Annotated in this window: 15 protein-coding genes; 7 read left to right on the forward strand and 8 right to left on the reverse strand. The window is 38.4% G+C overall.

The annotated features are described in order from the left end of the window. The first annotated feature begins 18 nt into the window (after positions 1-18). The 3 genes from metK to CH361_RS03170 are packed head-to-tail and all read left to right on the forward strand — an operon-like array spanning position 19 to position 2,493. A complete protein-coding gene (gene metK, locus CH361_RS03160) occupies positions 19-1,185 on the forward strand; it encodes a methionine adenosyltransferase (RefSeq protein ID WP_100789345.1) in 1,167 nt (388 codons plus the stop codon). Positions 1,186-1,187: 2 nt separating this feature from the next. Continuing rightward, positions 1,188-2,153 (forward strand): transketolase family protein, encoded by a 966-nt coding sequence (locus tag CH361_RS03165; RefSeq protein WP_100789346.1) that lies wholly within the window; start codon positions 1,188-1,190, stop codon positions 2,151-2,153. A gap of 13 nt (positions 2,154-2,166) precedes the next feature. Then, complete coding sequence (locus CH361_RS03170) at positions 2,167-2,493, forward strand: ATP-dependent Clp protease adaptor ClpS (RefSeq protein ID WP_100789447.1); 327 nt, start codon at positions 2,167-2,169, stop codon at positions 2,491-2,493. A 94-nt stretch (positions 2,494-2,587) separates the two neighbouring features. On the opposite strand, the gene CH361_RS03175 is transcribed toward CH361_RS03170, so the two are convergent. After that, the gene (locus CH361_RS03175; protein WP_244279504.1) at positions 2,588-3,466 is read right to left on the reverse strand and encodes a glycogen-binding domain-containing protein; all 879 of its coding nucleotides are present in this window, start codon (positions 3,464-3,466) and stop codon (positions 2,588-2,590) included. A 155-nt stretch (positions 3,467-3,621) separates the two neighbouring features. Between CH361_RS03175 and CH361_RS03180 the strand changes: the two genes are divergently transcribed. Next, positions 3,622-7,260, forward strand: a complete 3,639-nt coding sequence (locus CH361_RS03180) for a tetratricopeptide repeat protein (protein ID WP_100789348.1) — start codon at positions 3,622-3,624, stop codon at positions 7,258-7,260. A gap of 92 nt (positions 7,261-7,352) precedes the next feature. On the opposite strand, the gene CH361_RS03185 is transcribed toward CH361_RS03180, so the two are convergent. Next, entirely contained in the window at positions 7,353-8,165 is an 813-nt protein-coding gene (locus CH361_RS03185) for a WecB/TagA/CpsF family glycosyltransferase (protein WP_100789349.1), read from the reverse strand. A 126-nt stretch (positions 8,166-8,291) separates the two neighbouring features. On the opposite strand from CH361_RS03185, the gene CH361_RS03190 reads away from it, so the two are divergent. Genes CH361_RS03190 through mtnC form a run of 3 tightly spaced genes read left to right on the forward strand, consistent with a single transcriptional unit; the run spans position 8,292 to position 11,416 of the window. Further along, entirely contained in the window at positions 8,292-9,317 is a 1,026-nt protein-coding gene (locus tag CH361_RS03190; RefSeq protein WP_100789350.1) for a hypothetical protein, read from the forward strand. Then, on the forward strand, positions 9,314-10,672 hold the full coding sequence (locus tag CH361_RS03195) for an MFS transporter (protein ID WP_100789351.1): 1,359 nt from the start codon (positions 9,314-9,316) through the stop codon (positions 10,670-10,672). The genes CH361_RS03190 and CH361_RS03195 overlap by 4 nt, the downstream gene beginning before the upstream one ends. Before the next feature lie 15 nt (positions 10,673-10,687). Continuing rightward, on the forward strand, positions 10,688-11,416 hold the full coding sequence (mtnC, locus tag CH361_RS03200) for an acireductone synthase (protein WP_100789352.1): 729 nt from the start codon (positions 10,688-10,690) through the stop codon (positions 11,414-11,416). Positions 11,417-11,487: 71 nt separating this feature from the next. Here mtnC and CH361_RS03205 read toward each other — a convergent pair whose 3' ends face one another. The 6 genes from CH361_RS03205 to CH361_RS03230 are packed head-to-tail and all read right to left on the reverse strand — an operon-like array spanning position 11,488 to position 19,558. Continuing rightward, positions 11,488-12,714 (reverse strand): NnrS family protein, encoded by a 1,227-nt coding sequence (locus tag CH361_RS03205; RefSeq protein WP_100789353.1) that lies wholly within the window; start codon positions 12,712-12,714, stop codon positions 11,488-11,490. Between the two features lie 50 nt (positions 12,715-12,764). Continuing rightward, positions 12,765-13,349, reverse strand: coding sequence for a Crp/Fnr family transcriptional regulator (locus CH361_RS03210; protein WP_244279506.1), 585 nt, complete (start codon positions 13,347-13,349; stop codon positions 12,765-12,767). 54 nt (positions 13,350-13,403) lie between these two features. Beyond that, positions 13,404-15,401 carry a 7TM-DISM domain-containing protein gene (locus CH361_RS03215; protein WP_100789355.1) on the reverse strand — a complete coding sequence of 666 codons (1,998 nt, stop codon included), beginning with the start codon at positions 15,399-15,401 and terminating at the stop codon, positions 13,404-13,406. Then, on the reverse strand, positions 15,398-17,386 hold the full coding sequence (locus tag CH361_RS03220; protein WP_100789356.1) for a sensor histidine kinase: 1,989 nt from the start codon (positions 17,384-17,386) through the stop codon (positions 15,398-15,400). Before CH361_RS03220 ends, CH361_RS03215 begins: the two co-directional genes overlap by 4 nt. Then, positions 17,383-18,306, reverse strand: coding sequence for a flagellar assembly protein FliH (gene fliH, locus CH361_RS03225; protein ID WP_002973208.1), 924 nt, complete (start codon positions 18,304-18,306; stop codon positions 17,383-17,385). The genes CH361_RS03220 and fliH overlap by 4 nt, the downstream gene beginning before the upstream one ends. Before the next feature lie 4 nt (positions 18,307-18,310). Next, positions 18,311-19,558, reverse strand: coding sequence for a FliG C-terminal domain-containing protein (locus tag CH361_RS03230; protein WP_100789357.1), 1,248 nt, complete (start codon positions 19,556-19,558; stop codon positions 18,311-18,313). Between the last annotated feature and the right edge of the window lie 97 nt (positions 19,559-19,655).

Consider the following 19,655-nt stretch of genomic DNA (forward strand, 5'->3'; position numbering starts at 1 on the left):
ACCAAGTAAGGTAAAAAAATGTCATCTCTTAAAAACTATATCTTCACTTCCGAGTCCGTATCAGAAGGACACCCAGACAAAGTCTGTGACCAAATCTCCGATGCCATTCTCGATGCATATTTAGCCCAAGATCCAAAATCCCGTGTAGCTTGCGAAACCCTTGTGACAACAAACCTTGTTGTGATTGCTGGTGAGATCACTAGTAAAGGAAAAGTGGACACACAAGAAATCGCTCGTGATGTGATCCGTAAAATCGGTTATAACGATATCAATATGTACTTTGATGCAGACTTCGCAGTGGTTGCCTCTCATGTGCACGCTCAGTCTCCTGACATTGCCCAAGGGGTAAACGAAGGGGAAGGACTTCATACTGAACAAGGTGCTGGAGACCAAGGTCTTATGTTTGGTTTTGCAATTGCAGAAACTCCAGAGCTTATGCCGGCTCCTCTTTACTACTCTCACAAACTTTTAGAACACTTATCTGACCTTCGTCACACTGGTAAAATTGATTGGCTTCGTCCTGATGCAAAATCACAAGTTACCATTCAATATGAAGATGGAAAACCGAAGAAAGTAGACACTGTGGTGATCTCTACTCAACACAAACCAGGTGTCACACACAAACAAATCGAAGAAGCAGTGATTGAGGAATGTATTAAAAAAATGATTCCTAAAGAACTTCTTGTAAACACTCGTTATTTTATTAACCCTACTGGTAAATTTGAAATTGGTGGGCCACATGGTGATACAGGTCTTACTGGACGTAAGATCATTGTAGATACTTACGGTGGAATGGGTCGTCATGGTGGTGGTGCTTTCTCTGGAAAAGATCCATCTAAGGTAGATCGTTCTGCAGCATATATCGGCCGTTATATTGCGAAAAACGTTGTAGCTGCTGGTCTTGCTCACAAATGTGAAGTACAACTTGCTTATGCGATTGGTGTTGCTGAACCAGTATCTGTTCTTGTGGATACATTCGGAACAGGAACTATTTCTGATGAAGAAATCTCAAAACGAGTTTTAGCAAATTTCAAACTCACTCCAAAAGGAATTGTAGATGGTTTAGATCTTCTTGGAAAAGGAAGAAAATACCAAGAAACTGCAGCTTACGGTCACTTTGGTAGAACTGGTAATACATTTACTTGGGAAAAAACTGATAAAGCTGAAGCTTTAAAAAAAGGATAATTATGGGAGCTCCTAGCCAATCCACAGCAGATAAAAAAGCAACAAGAGATGCTTACGGCGAAGCCTTAGTTGAGTTAGGTGCTTCTAGACAAGATGTCGTAGTTTTAGATGCGGACCTTTCTGGTTCCACTAAAACTGCGGATTTTAAGAAAAAATATCCGGAACGTTTTTTTAATGTCGGGGTCGCTGAACAAAACTTAGTTGGTCATGCGGCCGGCCTTGCCCTTTCTGGGTTTGTTCCTTTTGCTTCTAGTTTTGCTATGTTTTTATCGGGTAGAGCTTGGGAAGTGGTTCGTAACAGTGTGGTTTACCCAAAAGTAAACGTAAAACTAGTTGCTTCTCATGGTGGAATCACTGTGGGAGAAGACGGTGCTTCTCACCAATGTATTGAAGATTTTGCGATCATGCGTGTCATTCCTGAAATGACAGTAATTTGCCCTTCTGATTTTAACGAAACCAAACAAGTCATTCATGCGATTGCCGATTATAAAGGCCCTGTTTATGTAAGGGTTGGTCGTCCGGCCATTCCTGTGATCGAAAGAGAAAACTACAAATTCCAAATTGGAAAAGCAGAAGTAATGGCAGAAGGTAAAGATGTTTGTATCATTGCCAATGGTGTTATGGTAAATGAAGCCATCACTGCCGTGAGTCTCTTAAAAGAAAAAGGAATTAATGCGAGCCTACTCAATATGGCTACCATCAAACCTTTGGACAAAGATGCCATCATCGCCAAAGCAAAAGAATGTGGTGCCGTAGTCACTTGTGAAGAGCATAATGTCATTGGTGGTCTTGGTTCTGCTGTTTCGGAACTTCTTTCAGAAGAGTATCCAGTTCCTGTGATCAAAGTGGGGATGAAAGATACATTCGGAAAGTCTGGAACTTGGAGTGGTCTTCTTGATTACTTCGGTCTCCGTGCAAAAGACGTTGTCTCTCACGCGGAGCTTGCTATTTCCAAAAAGAAAAAATAAGGTTTTGGTTGGTATGACCGGTTCAGGAGCATCCCAACCTTCCATCTTAGAAGAAACCGAAGTAAGGCCACGACTTAGTGACGGGCCTTGGAAGGTTGTACTTTGGGATGATGACTTTCATACCTACGAATACGTAATCGAAATGTTAATGGATGTCTGTCAGATGCCTTGGGAAAAAGCCTTCCAACATGCAATCGAAGTGGACACTCGAAAAAAAACCATTGTATTCTCTGGGGAATTGGAACACGCCGAATTTGTCCATGAAAGAATCTTAAACTATGGTCCCGACCCAAGAATGGGTTCATCAAAAGGTTCTATGACTGCTACATTAGAGCAGTGAACTAAAAAATATTATAAAACTCTTAAACCATTCTACAACAGTGAATGTAGTATCATTTGATAAATCATCGAATCTACTGATTTTACAAATTTACCTACATCTTACGTTCTAAAGCATAATTCCGTTCAGGAACCAGAAGCGAAGAAACAGATTCGTTGGTATCTACTTTGATATTCGTGGATGGATTGTAAGTATCCAACATATAATCTCCATCTACAATGAATTGGTAATGGTATTCACCCGGAAGTAATTTCTTTTCGAGAGTAAATACTCCTTTACGATCTTTTTTCAAAAAATCATGTTCTGGGTTCCAGTCATTGAAACTTCCTACCACACGAACCACTTCCGCGTTCGGTAAATAAATTTGAAATTTAACCGTTCGGAGGTCCCGTTCTTCATTTGCGGAATCTTCGAGAACCATAGTTTTGGTTTGACGATCCGTGTCCTTTTGATCCAAAACAAAACGAGAATAGTAAGACCCTGATCCATCTTCTAATTTATCAAAGTTTTCTGGATCATAGGTGAGAAGTCCATTCACACGGAACTTGTATTCATAGATAGGATCTTCTTCGTAAGCTTCCGTGATTTGGGTGGGTTCGATGACAGTATAATAAATTCCGTATTGGTTCCGTTTCATATCGGAACATTCCCAATTGTTAAAACTTCCACAAATTTCCACTGACTCATCGCGGAGTCCATTGTAAGTAAAAAGAATCCCTCTATGCATGAGTTGGCCTGAGGAAACATAGGACTCTACATCAAGATAACGAATGTAACGTGGAGCGATATTTTTTTTAAGACTCTCTAGTTGCCAGAGGTAATAAACGGTATCCTGGTTTTCAGTTTCATCTGACATCTCCAGTTCCCCTGAGGAAAAACTTCCAATCCAGTCCATGCCGTCCTCGGCAAAGATTCCGATTCCTGTGAAAAAGAGTAAAAATAGGGCGATTCGGATGGATTTCGATTTCATCATACTGGTAGGTTTTGCTCAGTCCTTCTAGATTATTTTCGGCAGAAATGAAAAAAGAGAGTGAAAGGTTTTTTTCTCGGTGAACCATCTGACATAATAAAAAAAATATTCTGTCATTTTCAGAAGGGGCCGATAATTCATTAGGAATAGACCCTTAAATGGCTGAGCCGATAGACAAATTGAGTCCGGAAGAAATCACACAAATCGAGACGATGTTTTCGGCTCTCAATAAAAATCCGCTCTCATCGGAAGAACTCAATCCGATGGCGAAGGTTTTACGTGAGAAACTGGGATACACTAGCCCCATCGTACCTTCCGAGCCAGAAGCAGATTCTGGGGAAGATTCCGGTTCTGCCTTTGATGATTTTGATAACGAAGGGGCAGGGGACGGAGATGCGGGAGACCCTTTCTCTGGCCTTGATGATGGGGATGACGATTTCGGTCCACCCAAGCTTCCAGACCGTGAGGCGGAAGAAGACGACGGAATTGATTTAGATGAACTTCTTGGTGAAGACTCACCGAAACCCAGCCAAACCCCTGCTGCCACTGATGATTTTGATTTTGATGCTCCCATAAATACCGAAGGTTCGGATCCATTTGCCTCAGATTCTGGAACCTCTGAAGAAGCTGACCCATTTGCGGACATGGGTGCCACTCCGACTCCAACAGAAAGTTTTGGAGATGATCCCTTCGCGAATTTAGATGCGATTGATGAAGCTCCTATAGAAGAAAAACCGACTCCTGATTTTGGAGATGATCCTTTTGCTAACTTAGGTGGAGATGATACTCCTCCCACTACCGACGAAGACTTGTTTGCTGGGTTTGATTCTGGATCGGATGAACCGGCTTCTGGTGGGGATGACTTTGATTTTGGCGGTGGAACCGATACTCCGGCTACCGGCGATGACCCATTTGCAGATATGGGTGCGACTCCTACACCTACCGAAAGTTTTGGTGATGACCCTTTTGGTGGGTTTGATGCACCTTCTTCTACAGGTGCCGCCGATGATCCGTTTGGTGATCTTTCTGCACCATCTTCTGGAGGTGGTGATACTTCTTTTGGTGATGACCCGTTTGCCGATATGGGTTCTACACCGCAAACCACTGAATCCAATTTTGGAGATGATCCGTTTGGTGATATGGGCAGTCCGTCCACGCCTTCTCGTGATAACGAACCTACGGATATGGGTGGTGGATTTGACGATCCATTTGGAGACTTGGGTGTGGGAATGGAACCTCCCAGTCTTGATGATGACTTAGGAGCTCCTTCTTTTGATGATTTGGCACCATCGATTGATGATATGCCTGTTTCTACGATGGATGATTTTGGTTCCGATGGACCAGGCGGATTTGAGGAAGACCTCATGTCTCTTGGGAAAGAAGAAGAACCAGAAGAGTCACTCGAAGCAAACTTAACTGATGAAGAACTCGCCGTCATTCAGGCGGAACTACTTCGTTACCCTCCAAAACTTCGACGAACGATCATTGATACGATTGTCAACCAAAGGATTCCGGTTCGCAATCAAAAAGAAATCATCGAGCTTATCAAGGCCCAACAAAAACCAGAGGACATTGCCAACTACTTAAGTGGGCTTCTTGGGGAAAGAGTCGAACTCAGTGACTCTACTGGAAAATTTGCTGCCGATGGTGTTCCCATCATTGCGAGCCGGGATTCCTATACCAAAGAAGGTGCTGCCCGCAAACGTGAGTTAGTTCGAAGAACGATTTTGTCTTCGGCTGCAGCTGTATTCCTAGTATTTGGAATTGTGACACTTTGGAAGTATGTCATTGTTCCGTATCGTGCGAAAGCTCAGTATGCACTTGGTCTTGAAAAAATAGAAGAGTTTAGTTATGAAACAGATGCCCTTGAGAAGAAAAAACTTCTCGCTGATGCAGAGAATTATTTTATCAAAGGGGAAGAAATTTTCCCACATAACTTAGAGTTTTTGAATAAATACTGTATTGCATATACCAAAGCAGGACAGTATGAACGAGCTTTTGAAAAATGTTTTGGAAAAGTAGAACCTGATTTTGGATATGAAGTAGAAGATAAAGAACACAAACGTGCTTGGGAAAATAGAAAAGAAGTTCCAAACATTAGTTTTGCGAAAAAAACAGAGTGGAATGATGCGGGAGTCGAAACTGCAGGCAGAAGACCACTTCCGGAACTAGCTTTTTATCTTACTTCGCAAGATAAGGTTCCAAGAAAGGTATTAAAAGCCGGAGCCTATATTGCATCTCGGCTCAAATACAATGTTCATGATATTGATACTTATATTGCTCTCGGAACTTTCCATTCCTTCCATAGAAAGGATTTTATCGATGTTCCCCCTGGTAGTAATCGTAAAAAATATAAAAACGATCACCTTGCCATTGAATATTTTAAACGAGTGTTTACCGATGGTGGAGATCCTGATAATGTAGATGCCATTGCAGGAATTGCTAAGATTTTTTATAACAAACAAGAGTTTGGAACAGCAGTTAAATACTATAACGATATTATTGAGAAGTATCCTAAAAATGCGATTGGCCATGGTGGGATTCTATCTACTTATATTGAGATGTGGAAAAGAGATAAAAATCCACAGTACGTTCTTAACCACCATAGACAGGTTCGGAATGCTCTTAACATTGAAGACGAACTCTCTCTCTTTGTGTTAGCAAAACTTGCTTCTTTCTATATTGATTTGGACTCGGAAGAAGTCAGAATCAAATACAATATCAACCCAGAAGACCAAGTGACCGGGATGGAAATTGATGATAACGTGGAATATCTTCTGAACATAGCTTATGGAAAAGAAGGTGGTTCTAAATTTGCAGAAGGGTATTACCAGAGAGCTAGGTTTTATTTCAAAAAAGAAGAAGCGGCACGTGCCCTCAAACAATTGGAGTTGGCTTCGACTTACGATATCCGCCATTACTTAGCCGTTTTACTCATGGCAGAGTATTATATCCAAACAGAAAATTATGATGAAGCGGTAAAACTCCTTCGTGAAGCTGATGACCGTTATCAAAACTATCGGGATCGACTTGGAGAAAGAGACGAAGATGAAACTTTACTGGAAGGAAGTCCGGGAAGGATTTCGTTTAACTTAGGTAAAATCCAATTTTTGGAAGCGGCTGGAATTAATATAACAGACAATATACGAGAATTTCCTGGTAAAAAAATCTATCCGGAACGTAGTATTGGAACTCTTTCTTATGAAGAAAAAGAAAGACGTAACGGCCTTTTTATGGCACGTGAATCTTTCCTTGCAGCCCTTGATCGTGATATTTCCAAAGATCCAAAAATCGTACGTGAATGTTACTATTACTTAGGTTGGATTGATTACAATCATGGAGATTTTGCACAGAGTTTGGACTTTTGGGCGGAACTTCCCGAAGAAGATATTTATAATAACGCAACTTTACTTTTTGGTAAAGGGAATGCTTTTTACTATACAAGACAGTACAATGCAGCGCTCGGCAACTATCTGAAGTTAAAGGATGATTTTGAACTAAAAGAACAAAGTTTAGGTCGAATCGATACAGAAAACTCGGATCATAGAGAAGTATATGAAACTCTTACGGCTCTTTATAATAATATTGGAGCAGTGTATGAGAAAAAACAAGATACCATCAATGCTCTGAAATACTATTGGAAAGCAATGGAAACAGCGCGAAAAATTGGTTCTGTAAGTGAAATTGCTAACTCAAATAAAGATCTGGTCTTTGCTCGTGCCAAACTAGACAGAGAACCACTCTTAGAAGATTGGCTTGCTCCAACACTCGATAGATTGGATCAAATAAAAAAATAGGTAACTGCAGAATTAAATCGGAGTGATTCAAATGGAGGATAGATAGAATCTCTATCCTCTTTGATTGGCTTTTATTCGGAGAATGCTTAAAGCTAGTGTTTGCGAAAACGTTCGCGGATTCCAAGTAAGATGAAATAGAAAGTTTCCCACATCCTTTGGATCCTGTAAGGTCTTGCGATGATCCTCCAAAGCCAAATGAGTCCTCTTTCCTTAAACCACTCTGGTGCTTTTTTATCAGCTCCAGATAACATATCTAAGGCGCCACCCACTCCGATCACAACTGCTTTGCCAAAATAACCCGTGTTGTTTTCGATCCAAATTTCTTGGTCGGGGAAGTCCATGGCAAGAAAAATGATGTCTGGTCCAGTTTTACGAATGGCTTCTTTGACTCGCATTTCACGTTGTCTATCGAGATGGCCAGCGTGCCTGCCCACAATCCGAACTTTTGGAAAATGTCTTGTGAGATTAAAGTAAATTCGTTCTACAATTTCGTCTTTAGCCCCAAAGATAAAGGCAGTGAATTCTTTGAGTTCGGCCAAACGAATGAGGTCCATCATGACAGCAATCGGAGTGACTCTCTCTTTGAGTCTTCCCGAACTCATCCAACCAATGCCAGCTCCTTCTACAAGAATGGTTCCTGCTTTTTCGGCAATCCTGTGGAGCGATTTTTTGGGACGCATCCGCATGAGTTTGATCGGATCTAAAAATAAAACATGGTGCATGCCTTCTTTTTTCTCAAGCACGCGGAAGAGTTTGGCAATGGCTTCGTCTGTAGTGACGTTGTCTATGGGAATTCCCAATACTTTCAAAGTTTCCAGCTTGGAAACATCGATATTTTGGTATTCCAGTAGTATATCCCTCTCATCTTTTGAGGAATTGTGAACGATTTCGCTCAGTTGCTTCATGTAGCCGGGCTTTCCTTTCCTATCTAAAACATTATGTCCAGTACCCTCTATTGTCGCCTCTAAATTTTTAAAAACTTCCGTTTTTTCACTTGGATTGGAATCGAAAGAACGAGAAAAAGTATCAAAATGTTTCGAACCCATCTCCTTTCAATATTGATTCTCATTTTTCTCTCAAGCGCAAGTTATGCGGAAAAACTTTCCATTTATGGAACCATTCAAAATGGTACAACGGGCGGATTCGGTAAAGCAGACTCCATTCGTATGCTTGCTTTGCAAGGAGCCATGGTTCCTTTGGCAGACATCGGTCCACAATCGGGTAAATTTCGGTTTCCAGAAACGGAATTACCGGAAGGCGCCCCCATTCTTTTACAAATTCAATACCAGGGTGTGAATTATAATAAAATGATTCCTCCTACAACTATGTTTCGTACATCTCCGCAAGAGGTAACTGTGTTTGAAACTGGTGCCGATCGCAAACAAGTGGCTGTTAAGAGTTTAATGCAGGTTATGCGAGAAAAAAAGGGCCTACGTGTTTTTAAATTATTTCTAATTGATAATTCGAGTAAACCTCCCAAATCCTATGATTCGAAACTGGCACCGTTGGAATATTCGGTTCCAGAGGTTGCGACAGAAATTTTGGCACAAATCCAACAACCGGGAAGTAAGATGGCAATTCCTTTGGGGGTTCCAGAAGGCAAAAATGGCGGAAGACTTTTAGATCGAGCAATCCTTCCCGGTGTTTCTGAAATGCAAATATCTTACTTCATTCCTAATCAAAACGATACATTCACTGAACGAATGTTAATTGAATCGGAAAATGGAAAATTCCCAATTTTTGTAAAACCACAAGATATGGAAATTAAAACAGGAGAAAAAACTCCTGTTACTAAACTTGATAAAGATGTTCCACCAGGCCTTAGTGCTTACGTTTTAAATTCTTTGGATTTTGGAACTACTGTTGAATTTACTTTCTCTGGAGGGAAACCACTCCCAACAATTTCCAACAATACGAATCCAGAAATTTGGAATGGATCCATACTGACTAGTTGGGATCTTTCTTTATTTGCAGTCGTAGGGTTTCTTGGTTTTTTATTTACGTTATCATTTATTTTTGTCTATCGAAAACATACAGAAAGGAAAAACAAACTATGAACCAAAATCAAACAGCGCGAGATAAATCTTATCTAAGATTTGTTGGTCTCGGTGAACTTGCAGATCATGGTGCAAGGGGAATTTTAGCATTTTGGGTCATTTTGGCTCTCACATTCTTTTTGTTTGGTGATCAAAACTTAATAGCACCGAATATGAAAAATATTGCTGCTTCTCTTGGGATTACAAGTCAAGCAGAGATCGATTGGAAATTTGGTGCAGAAGTTCCTACGTTGTTTTTTATATTGGGTGCACTCGTTTCTTTATCAATGGGATATCTTTCTCAAGCATTTTCCCGTAAACGTTTGTTAATTGCTGCAGTTTTGCTTGGTGAAATTCCCTGTTTTTTGTCTGGGTTTGCTAATTCTTATAACGAATTTTTAATTTTACGTACACTTTGTGGATTTGGACTTGGGGGAATTTTCCCTTTGATTTATAGTTTGATTGGTGACTATTTCTCAAGCCATTCGAGAGCAATTGCAACAGGTTATGTTTCCTTGATGATTGGTCTTGGTGTCGGTGTTGGCCAGTTACTAGGAGGAATTTTAGGTGGGGCTGATCCTATTAATGGTTGGCGAGCTTCATTTATTTATATGTCCGCACCTTCTTTTCTTTTTGCTTTCATCTATTTAGTGTTCTGCGAAGAACCGAAACGTGGTGGTTCCGAAGAAGTCGACGCTGCCAATACACTTTCTCACAAAATTACATTTAAGGACTTTAAAATACTCTTTGAAAACAAAACCAATATTGGTGTATTTTTGCAAGGGCTTCCTGGTTGTATTCCTTGGGGTGTGTTTTTTGTATTTTTAGCTGATTACTACGAAAATACATATCTACTTTCGAAAGAAGTTGCCGCAGGAATGATTACCTTTGCTGCCATCGGTATCTTTATTGGATCCTTTTTTGGAGGGGTGATTGGTCAGTTACTTTATAATATAAAAAAACAATACCAACCTTTACTTTGTATTTTCTCTATTATATTTGGAATATTTCCCGCAGTGTATTTATTATATGCATTCAACATTGTTGGAAATATGACACTCTTTATTGGACTAAATGTGATTACTGGTATTCTAATCTCAATTACTGGACCTAATGTTGGTGCGGTGCTTATCAATGTAAACTCTCCAAAATCAAGAAGTGCCATCTTTTCTCTTTATAACTTAACGGATAACTTAGGAAAAGGTCTTGGGCCAGCTATGTCGGCCGTGATTTTAGGCCTCACAACTGACAGGGCTCTCGCACTTTCTATTTCTATCTTGTTTTGGATACCTTGCGCGTTGGCTTGGTTTCTCATTCTTTTTAACTATGAAAAAGATGAAGAAAAAATGAGACAAAGTTTATTAACTGAAGGATAATATTACAAACGTAATATGGTGAAACATAACTTACTCGATATTGAAGGGACAACGGCTCCGATTGCCTTTGTCCACCAAGTGCTTTTCCCTTATGCAAAAAAACGCATGGAAGAATTCTTAAAAGGATACCAATTCTCTGAAGTTAAGTTAAAAGAAGTTCAGATAGAATTTGAAAAAGATTGTTCAATACGAGAAGAAGGTTTTTTATCCCGATTCACAAAAGCAGAGTTAAAAACGAAAACGAAAGTTTTGGATTTTGACTCTAACCTCATTCCTTCTTACTTCGAATATTTGATCGAAAAAGATCGAAAGTTTGGCCCTTTAAAAGAAGTCCAAGGAAAAATTTGGAAAGAAGGTTATGAGTCGGGGGAAATCAAAAGTACTGTTTATTCCGATGTCCCTGGTTTTTTGAAAAATGCACAAGACTTAGGAATTCAAAATCATGTGTATTCTTCCGGTTCCGTGGAAGCTCAAATTTTGATTTATCAATATTCAGAGTTAGGTGATTTAAGAGAATATTTTACTTCTTATTTTGATACGGCCGTTGGTGGGAAAAGGGAAAAAGAAAGTTATGAAAAAATTGCAAACCAACTAGGGTCTGCACCAAATGAAATTCGTTTTTTTACAGATATCGTAGAAGAAGCGGAAGCTGCAAGTTCGGTGGGGATGGAGGTTGTGATTTTGAATCGTCCTGGCAATATCCCACAGAAACCACATTCCTTTCTTATTTGGGATCATTTTTAACTGAGACCAAAGACTCTTCGATTTTTCGCCAAGAATTCTTTCGAAGAGCTATAAGAGTTTAGAATTTAAGTCTACGAAGGTTTTCCATCAGGTCTCGGGCTAAATAAAATCTTTGTATATTGAAAGATAAATATGCTAAAAGCCAAAATCCATCCGAACCCAGAAAGATGGTAAGCCAGGTTGTATTTTCCAAGTAGCGGGAGGAACACTCTTGCAATGACTGCAAAATTTAAAATGATATATGCACTAACTGTGAGAGGGGAAGCGATAATGTTTCTGCCAGTATGTCCTAAACTCACTCGTGTTATCATTCCATAAATAAAAACTCCGATACCACCAACTGTCAAACTATGGATTGCGGAAGAAATGGGAAAGGAACCTAGAGCTACGAGACTGTAGAATAAAAATCCCAAACAAACCCAGAAGTATCCAATATACAAAATCCATAAAATAGGTTTTTTATAGGATTTCCAAGGTTTCCAAGAAATAAAGCGGATGGCATTAGTGAAAAATAAAGAAAAAGAAATAAGAGAAGAGATCATGACTAATAGATCTGTTAGATGAAAATCAATTATATTAATATTGAATGAACTATTTGATGTTGTTAATGAATCTAACAGTTTTACAGTGTAAAAAAGAAATGGTAAATAGAGAATAACCAATTCCAATTTTGGAAATCGTTTAAAAGAATAACCTGGAATGACAACTCCAGAAAAGAATGGAACCACTCTTCCACCAATGATTAAGATAAGAAAAAGGATTACAAAGATACTTAAGTGAATGAAGAATAAAGTCTGTTCTGGTTCGAAAACTGAACGGGCAGATAATCCAGCTAACAAGTGAAAAATGGTAAAGATTCCATAATGGAAAACAATAGGTTTGTTGTGTTTTTGAGTTGGAACCATTAATTTTGGGTAGAGTAGAACGATGACCATTAGGTCAGAACTAATATCCAAACCAAATGACAAATAAGCTAAAAATCCTAGAGGGTACATCGAAAATCTTCCCAAACTCCAAAACAACAAAAGGAAAAATAAGTTTTTACCTTTTAAGATGATGGAGTTCGTCCAATTTTGAACGGCGGTAAAAAGAAATCCGAGAACAATTGCCTTGGAAAATCCAAAAACCATTTCATAGGAATGCCAATGGATAGAGTTAATTTGAATTGGGTTAGAGATTAGATTCGTAAGAACAAGTAACCAAAACCCAATCAAGAAAATACTATAAACGGAACCGAACCAAAAAAAAGGCCGGAAGGCGGTATTCCAAAAACTCAAATGAAAGAATGAAAATTTCATAAAATGATAATAATAAAAATTGGAATCATTTCATTGATGCAAATCAAGAACTAAGCTAAAATTTTCAGTAAACCTTCTTTATCGAGAATGGTTATTTCTCCTTTTTGGGTGTCGATAAGACCTTGATCTTTGAGTTGTTTGAGGATTCTCGAAAATGTTTCTGGCCTTAGATATAGAAGAGAAGCCATTTGTGTTTGTTTTAGACTTAAAGAGTCTGGTGTTCCATAAAATAAAAAGTGTGCCACTCTTTGCATCGCGTCCATGGTAAGACCACGGTTGATTGCTAAGTTCAAAGTTTCGATTTTATTCATTAGCGAGTGCATTAGAATATGGTTCAGTTCTATATTCTTATGAATTCGACTTTGAACCTCCGTTAGTGGCATTCTCAAAATTGTACTTTTTTTAGTGAATCTACCTGAGGCTGGATAGGGGATCCCTTGGATGACTGCCCATTCTGCAATGATACTAACTGGACGAAAGAAAGTTAAGGTAACTTCATTCATATTCCCATCGTATTTGAAGACTTGTAAATCACCCGTGACAAGTAAATCCAGATAAGCAACTTTATCACCACCATGAAAAAGAAACTCATCTTTGGAAAAAGATAGTTCCTTACATCCTTCGAACGCTTTCATGAGCGACTCCGGATTTGGTTGTGTCAGATACTTGGTAATCATGAATTACATCGATTATTTTTTCTTTTTAAAGTTGGGGATTTTGATTTCTGTTTCTTTTAAAAATTTCCAGTACCGTTTTAAAGTTACTTTCCAATCTTCCTTTTGTTTTTTGGCGGAAGTAGTTTGAGAAATAGTTTGTGATTCTTTAATTGGTTGTAATTCGGAAATAGGAACAATGGCAGCAATTCCTAAATCGATTTTTAAGTATTTCTTTTTGATGATTTTAAAATCAATTTTTGCCCCTAATAAACGAACAATTTCAAGAATGATTGCCCATTTTACTTTTACAGGTGTTAGTGTATTATAATTCTCAACTAAATCACTAAACAACCTCTGAGAAACTTTAGGATTACTATGGAATAATAAAAATCGGAAGTGAACATTTCCTCTTAAATCTTGTGTGATGATCAAGTCATTATGGTTAAATTCTTTGAATGGTGGGAAGTCAACCAATCTTACGACAACTGAATTAATCAAATCTAGACTATTGTGGATTTCTGTTTCAGGATTTACCTTAATTGAATAAGTAATGCCATCTTCCGGGATTACTTCATTGATAAATGAGATAAAGTTGACTTGTTCTTTAAAGGGAACTTCTTTGAGAACTTCCAAACGTGAAAGTTCGATGATATCATCCATGACATTATCGATAGAGGACTGAACTTCAATTACTTCTTTTACTAAGTTTTTATCTTTTGTTTTTTGTGTTGATTCGCGAAAAGAAATGAGTTTTTCTTTCATGGATTTCAATGGACCTGAAATCATAGCATCCATATAATAAAATATTTTTTCGCGAAGAGAATCTGCTTCTTTTAGTCTTTCGTATCGATTTTGAAGTTTTCTCTTCATAATCAAAAACTGAAAACGTAAGGCAAGTGTCATTAAAATTAGGTATACTAAGAAACTTGTTTCAAGAGAGGATGGAGAGTTTAGATAACCTCTTTCGATTAATATTTCTTTTAGTATTGAATATAACAAATAAATAAGAGCAAGTAAATGGATTGCGGAACCACGACTCTGGTCTTTGAATTTATTAAACGTAACGTAAATTGCATAACCAATGACTGCTAATAAGTGAATATCCCAGTAACCGATAAAGTTATACCAAAAAACTGGGTTCTGTATCATTGCGAAAATGGCGATAAAGAAAAACTGCATTAATAAATACAGCCTTTGGTACTTAAAAGGTTTTAACTCAAAGAAATCCTGAATGAATTTAATAAATCCATAAGGTAGAATTAATAAAAAAGAATACTCTATAAACTTTAAAATGGCAAATTGATTAATCAGGAAAAATCGAACTTCATTTTTTGAAAGTTCGTAAGCCGAAAAGATAAGTGCTAAGATACTAAAACTAAGATATTCTTTTTTATCCCTTATATTAAAATAGTTTATAAAGAAAAATAGTGCGATGAAAAGATAAAATCCCACAAAGATAAGTTCAACGAGAGAATCGTAAAGATTTCCGTTTAATGCTTCTTCGTATGTGACAATACGGATGGGACCTGTGATGACGCCTGCCGAGGTTGAAAGTGAAGAATTAATTTTTACAATTAAAACATTTTCACCTTCTAATAATAGGTCATGTGGAATTGGATAAATTCTTGGTCTACCAAAGGCAAACTCATCCGGGTCTCTTCCAAAGGCAGAGTTGTTTTTCCCGATAAGAACTCCGTTAATAAATACTTCATCGGATTGGTAGATTTTTCCAAGTTGTAATGCAAGAGACTTTTGGTGTTGTTCGGTTGTAATTTCAAAACTTTTACGAATCCAAATAGCACCACGATAATTTCTATTTAAGTTTCGAAAGTTACTTGGAACTGTTGTGATATCTAAGTTGTTGGCATTGAATTCGCTACTAAGAATATCAGCGTTATCATTAAAATAAATTCCCCAGTCATCCCCATCCAAACGAAGTACAATTGTATTTTCATCTGTGGAACGAGAACAGTGAGTTGTCAGTAAAAAGAAACTTAGGATTAAAATTCTATAAAAACTTAAAGATTTCATTTTTTAGGTTTCTCCGGAATGCGGATGGTAAACTTGGCTCCCATACCTTCGCTTGATTTTAAACTTACGGTTCCACCTAAAAATTTTGTCGTAGCTTCCACCAAGGTAAGACCAATTCCTGCCCCAGGGATTTCATTTTTTTTGTCACGATAACCGCGAACAAACTTTTGGAAAATTGTTTCCATTTCTAATTGACTAAGGCCCATTCCTTCATCCATAACAATGAGTTGGTGAAAACCATCGCGATTAAAAAATTCTATACTAATATCTGTTTTTGGGTCTGTGTATTGGTATGCATTCTCTACAAGATTTCTTAAGATACAGAAGAGTAGTTCCTTGGGGAAATATATTTCTAGATCACCAGGTTTAACTTCGATGGATGTATTTTTTCTATATTGTTCTAGGTGGTTTTCTACACTAGAAACGCAACTTCGAATGAGTTCTGCAACAGAAAAAGATTCATAAAAAGGAATGTATGTTTTGTCTTCAAGTTTGCGAAGAAGAACGGCTTCTTCAACCATATAGCCCATGTAAGAAATATGATCTTCCGCTTGTTTGATTGGATCTAAGTCTTGTTTTGAGCCAGACTTTGTTTTGGTTTTCTTTTTGGCAGGTGTTTTTGCTTTTACTTTGGTTTCTTCTTTTGTGGAGGTCTTAAAAGAATTTGTATTTGATATATTGTCGATTGCCTTTTTGATTTTTTCCATTCCGGATTTGAACTCAGAGGACAAATTAATCAAAAAACCTGTTTTGACCCGTTCCATTTGGATTAGTTCTTTTTCTTGTTCGATATAATTTTCTAAACCTAAAACTATATCGTTTGAAAGTTGGATGGAGATCATCACAAGAAAAATAAGAAACCCTAAGTAAAGAGTTCCTGGCATAGAAATGATTTCTAAAGCGGAAAGACTATCGATGAGAATGGTCGGTAATAAAGAGGCAATTCCGATAAGAATGAATTTTACCTTAGCAATATTGGTTCTTCCATTTTTTACGAATAAATAAATCACAAGTCCCATTGCAACTGGTAAAACATAGTTAAAGAGTGCTATGACTAAAATCCAAGTTTTGGGTGTTCTAAAAAATAAGGTGATTACAAATAAAACTAAAAGGAATACTTCATATACCAGTAAAACGACATTCCGTTTTATCTTTAAATATTGATGCATGAAATTGATAAAAAATATGGGAAGACAAATAAGAACTAATAGTTCTGCAACATAAGACCAAGTAAAACTCTCAAAAAGAATATCTCTATGTTGAGTTCGAATTAAAACATAAATCCCCATGAAGATAGAGAATAGTGCAAAGAAAAAGTTTTCTCCGGCCCGCCCGCGAACAATAGAACCTACTAAAAAATAAATTCCCATAAAGATAAATACATAACCGCAAACCATAGCAAATGCTTCTTTGGAAAATGCAGCTTCACGTAAGATTCGTTCCTTTGCAATGGTAGGCGCTTCTTTGAGACCATTTAGGTTCGTTGCTGCATAAATGCGGATTGCCATGACATTGAGTCCTGGTTTGAGTAGGTGGGTCGGTAGCGAATAAATTCTAATTTTTTGAAAATCTACTTCCAATCTCGGCAATACAGTTCCTGTTTTATCTATCAAAGTTCCATTGAGATAAAATTCATCGATATCTCGAATGCGACCAAGTTGGATGGCAATGGGCTCAACAGGGGTTGTGTAATTTTCGGGTAAATAGAACGAACATCTATACCAATGATAACCAGTTAGATTTTCTGTTTTTGAAATTCCATAATCAGGAACAGAACGTTTGACCCAAAAGGATTCCTCAACCGTTTCATCTCTCCAATCTAAATTGTCACCTTTGCGAAACAACCAATCTGTTTTTAAAACAATTGGGTTTTCGAAGGATGTGATCATGGTTCCGCAAGGTTCTGCCACCAAACTGAAGGTAGCTGGTGACAAAACGAATGCGAACCCGAATACGAGTTGGTAAATGCGGGTTTTCGAAATCATATCGGTTCGACGTTTCGAATGGCCTCTTCGATTTCTTTGAGCTGAGTAGAAATCCTTGCGTCGATGGCTCCCACATCTGTTTCGATGATAACTCCACCACGATCCACCCTTGAGTCTTCGTAGATATTGACTTTTCGGAGAGATTCCATAAGTTTGATGAGTTCGTCTTTGTGAGCTGTTGTGAGTTCCAAGTCCGCAAAGTTAACACGAATATCAATTCTATCCCGGTCTTTGATTCGTTTCATTGCTTCTCGAATATTATTGAGTACAATTTCTTTACGTTCAATGATTTCGTCTTTGATTACTTTTCTTGCAATGACAAGAATCATTTCTACCATTTGTTTTTCGGAAGCAGCAATCATTTCTTCACGAATATCGATCGCCTTACCAATGATAGTTCCTAGTCGGTCAATGAGTCGTCTTACTTCCCCTTGTCCTTTTTTGAATCCTACTTCGCGACCAGCATCATAACCTTTTTGGTATGCTTCGTGTTCGATCTCAGCCTGTTTCATTTCGGCTTCTTTGATCATACGTTCGACTTCCATCTTAGCACGATCTAAGATTTGTTCCGCTTTGGCGCGACCGGAGTCTTCTTCTAGTTTGATTTTTTCTTTGGAGTCTTGCACCATTTGGAAGGCTTTGGTTCTACCTTCTTCTTCAATGGCTTTGGCTTGTTTTTTTGCGTCTTCTAATAGTTGACGGACTTGTTCTTCAGTCTCTTGGCGATACCTTTGTAGTTCCGCTTCGATCTCTTCAATCGATGGACCTTGGTATTGTTCGATGATATTCCCTTCTTGGTCTATCTCGAAGTCTTCTTGTTCGTCGGTCTTATGGAACTTTTTGTACTTATCAGGAAGTTGAATTTCAACTTCTTCTTGTAAGTCGGCAATTTGAATGGGTTTGAAAACGAGTTTTGCCATATCCTTACTTCAATCTCCAGAGTTTCACTTTGCCTTCATCCATTGCCTCACGCAAGCGATCTAAGATTCCCTTTTGGGCTTCTTCAATTTCTGCTAAAGAGACAGGACCTAACGAATCCCATTCGATCTTTATTTCTTTCACAAGCCAAGATTCCAAATTGGAATATACTTGATCGCGAAAATCTGTTTCCACTCCTTTCAAAGCACAGGCAATGACAAGGGGATGGATCTCAGAAAAGAACCGAGTGAGGCTCGTCCTTCCTAAATGAAGGAGGTCTTCCAAACGAAAGTAGTGTTCTACTATAGTTTCGGCATATTCTGGGCTTTTTTTCTGAATTCGTTCAATTAAATTTTGAGATGGCAAAAAAGGAAGCCTGGTCAGAATTTCCCCTGCCGTTTTCGCTTTCCGGCTACGAATCTTCGAAACTGGCATTTTTTTCTGGATGAGTTCCATTTTGAAGCGGAGGAAACGCTCTAATTTGTCCCTTTCCTGGTCCGAATGGTAATCAATTTCTGATAAGGCCAGAATGATCTCTTCTCTGTGGGTTTCTGGGTATTCTGCCAAAACTTCCGATGCGGTTTCCGGGTCAGAAAAACTAAGAACTCTGGCCACCACTTCCGGCGATTCATCCATCGTTAGGTTTCGGAGCATCTCTAAAGAAAACTTGGGAAGGTCCGACCAGATGGGACCCACTCGTTTGGAATCTTCCTCTTTTAGAATCTGTTCCAAAAGCGAATACAATTCGTTTGTTTCTGGATTTAAGTGGTTTGTGGATCCATCACGACTTGGAGTTTGGGAATTTGTAGAATATGCTTCATTCGCATATTCGTCTCCGAGTGTTGGTTTTCTGTGTGGCGTCTCGCTTTTCCCACCGTTTTTGAGGGGATATGCGCTATTCGTATATTCGCGGCCAGCTGCGCTTTTGCCGTTACCGCCACCAGATATACCCAGAGAATTTGAGTTATAATCGCTATTCGGATAACCGCTACCGCTGACCAAGCTGGAACTGCCACGACCATTTTGATTCGGGTTTCGGGAACTGGCTTGGTTCCCTTGCTTTTGTAAGAACCTAGTAAAGGAAAGTAGTATGTCTTTTTCTTGGCCTCTGGTCGGGGAGGGGTTGGATTCTACTTTGAGAAGGAGAGATTCAATTTCGGAATCACTCAAATGAGCAAACACTTCGTCCGGCAAATAGCGGCCTAAGATTTGGTAGGCAAGGGCAGCTTTGTTGGACCGAGAGGGGGTTTTCATTTAAGAGACATAATAGCTAAATCAAGCAGTCGTACAAACCAAAAAATATTATTTTTTTCATTTCGAAAACTTCCTTTCCAAATCCATGTCCTCAGGA

The sequence above is a fragment of the Leptospira brenneri genome (assembly GCF_002812125.1).
Classification (GTDB): Bacteria; Spirochaetota; Leptospiria; order Leptospirales; family Leptospiraceae; genus Leptospira_A; species Leptospira_A brenneri.

Coding starts and splice junctions, on each gene's coding strand:
- metK (WP_100789345.1), top strand. CDS start 19: ATGTCATCTCTTAAAAACTATATCTTCACTTCCGAGTCCGTATCAGAA.
- CH361_RS03165 (WP_100789346.1), top strand. CDS start 1,188: ATGGGAGCTCCTAGCCAATCCACAGCAGATAAAAAAGCAACAAGAGAT.
- CH361_RS03170 (WP_100789447.1), top strand. CDS start 2,167: ATGACCGGTTCAGGAGCATCCCAACCTTCCATCTTAGAAGAAACCGAA.
- CH361_RS03175 (WP_244279504.1), bottom strand. CDS start 3,466: ATGATGAAATCGAAATCCATCCGAATCGCCCTATTTTTACTCTTTTTC.
- CH361_RS03180 (WP_100789348.1), top strand. CDS start 3,622: ATGGCTGAGCCGATAGACAAATTGAGTCCGGAAGAAATCACACAAATC.
- CH361_RS03185 (WP_100789349.1), bottom strand. CDS start 8,165: ATGAAGCAACTGAGCGAAATCGTTCACAATTCCTCAAAAGATGAGAGG.
- CH361_RS03190 (WP_100789350.1), top strand. CDS start 8,292: ATGTTTCGAACCCATCTCCTTTCAATATTGATTCTCATTTTTCTCTCA.
- CH361_RS03195 (WP_100789351.1), top strand. CDS start 9,314: ATGAACCAAAATCAAACAGCGCGAGATAAATCTTATCTAAGATTTGTT.
- mtnC (WP_100789352.1), top strand. CDS start 10,688: ATGGTGAAACATAACTTACTCGATATTGAAGGGACAACGGCTCCGATT.
- CH361_RS03205 (WP_100789353.1), bottom strand. CDS start 12,714: ATGAAATTTTCATTCTTTCATTTGAGTTTTTGGAATACCGCCTTCCGG.
- CH361_RS03210 (WP_244279506.1), bottom strand. CDS start 13,349: ATGAAAGCGTTCGAAGGATGTAAGGAACTATCTTTTTCCAAAGATGAG.
- CH361_RS03215 (WP_100789355.1), bottom strand. CDS start 15,401: ATGAAATCTTTAAGTTTTTATAGAATTTTAATCCTAAGTTTCTTTTTA.
- CH361_RS03220 (WP_100789356.1), bottom strand. CDS start 17,386: ATGATTTCGAAAACCCGCATTTACCAACTCGTATTCGGGTTCGCATTC.
- fliH (WP_002973208.1), bottom strand. CDS start 18,306: ATGGCAAAACTCGTTTTCAAACCCATTCAAATTGCCGACTTACAAGAA.
- CH361_RS03230 (WP_100789357.1), bottom strand. CDS start 19,558: ATGAAAACCCCCTCTCGGTCCAACAAAGCTGCCCTTGCCTACCAAATC.